The sequence below is a fragment of the Vibrio sp. 10N.222.46.A1 genome, from assembly GCF_041473595.1.
GTDB lineage: Bacteria > Pseudomonadota > Gammaproteobacteria > Enterobacterales > Vibrionaceae > Vibrio > Vibrio tasmaniensis_A.
The window spans coordinates 1-1603 of the sequence record NZ_JBFRSN010000532.1; the positions used below are offsets into that span (position 1 = coordinate 1).

Annotated in this window: 1 protein-coding gene and 1 pseudogene; both read left to right on the forward strand. The window is 41.4% G+C overall.

The annotated features are described in order from the left end of the window. Window positions 1–239 precede the first annotated feature (239 nt). Window positions 240–1241 (forward strand): OmpA family protein, encoded by a 1002-nt coding sequence (locus AB4496_RS15290; RefSeq protein ID WP_102258141.1) that lies wholly within the window; start codon window positions 240–242, stop codon window positions 1239–1241. 6 nt (window positions 1242–1247) lie between these two features. After that, a pseudogene (locus AB4496_RS15295) lies at window positions 1248–1603 on the forward strand (hypothetical protein); the annotation flags it as partial.

The window sequence follows — 1603 nt, forward strand, 5'->3', positions numbered from 1 at the left end:
ATAATAAATTAATTAATATTAATTTTCGTTTAGCTTCCTTAATTTGACTGAAGACTGAATTCTAATATTCATAGATAAAGAAGCGCTTAAAACATTGATATGGCGATGAATAGCTCTGTCGTAAGAGGAACACCTAGCGTAGCTCGTAAGTAGGACGTTCGCTTATACAGTGGTATAGGTCTAAAGCTGTTGAGAATATTTAATGTTTATTCAAAAATGATACTATCTATCTGGGATTTATGAAAAAAATAATATTACTTACCTGTTTATTCAGTGTTCCTGTACTAGCCGCGACAGAATCCCCTCAGTTTTTTGTTGGCGTAGTAGGGGGATACCAAGGGGCTTTGGAGGAGAATTGCAATCACTCAAATCCAGAGGGCACAATTTTAGGTCTCTATAGCGGGTTACAGTTTACTCCCTCTTGGAGTTGGGATTTAGGCTATCAAGATCACGATGAACTAAAGGCGGATGGATGCCACTCGGTTAATGTTAAAACTTGGTTGATTGAAAGCACTCTTCGTTACGATTGGTACCTACAAGATAACCTAAGTTTATACGGTCGACTTGGTGCTGCTTATTGGGACATGGAAAAAACGCAACTGTCTTCAAGTAAGAGCGATGCAACAGGTTTTTCTCCTCTCGGTGGGGTGGGGATTAACTATCACTTTAACCCTAACGTCCGATTATCAACGGGCTATCAATACATTGACAGTATTGGTAAGTCAAACACGGGTAAGTATGATAGCCGTGGATTGTTGGTCAGTCTAACCTATACGTTTGGCAGTACAACTCAACCAGCGTTAGTCGAAACAGCGCCAACGTCTATTATTGAAGATACTCCCGTTAAAGAGACAGCCACTGTAAAAACACCGCCTCAAATACAGGCATTTTCACCAAAAACTACAGATATATTGTCTGGTTTTGATTCAGGCGAACCTAGCCAAGAGTTTATTGACCAATTAACTGAAATCTCTTCAATATTAAATTCTTACCCACAAGCTCAGGCCACAGTTGTTGGACACACTGACTCAACAGGCTCAGCACTCTACAATCAAAACCTATCTGAGCATCGTGCTCAAGCGGTCGTCAATAAACTGATTGAATTGGGTGCCACACAGACACAACTTGAGTGGAGAGGCGAAGGTGAGTCTCAACCTGTTGCTGACAACAAGACCGCAGAGGGGCGAGCTAAAAATCGCCGAGTTGAAGTTACCATCCCCAGTTTTCAGTTCCAAGAGTAAGTTATTATGATTAAATGTTTTAAAGCCTTATTTGTAATAGTGGTTTTTCCAATACTAACGTTATTAACTGGTTGTAATTCAGAAGGCGCCTTCTCTGGATCAACCATAAAATTAGAACGTCTTGATATCGTCGCTTCTCCGATAGTGATGAAAGGTGTCAGTCAACTAACTCTTGCTGCGGGCAACAAGCAGCCCTTTGAAACGGTTGGTCACTACTCTGATGGTTCATCTCGCACATTGACGGATTTAAACGTGAGTGATTGGCACACAAGCAACTCTGATGTAGGGCGCTTTGATGAGACTGGCGTATTTACTGCTACTAACGAGGGCTATACCACAGTCATGGCCATCAAAGATGGCAT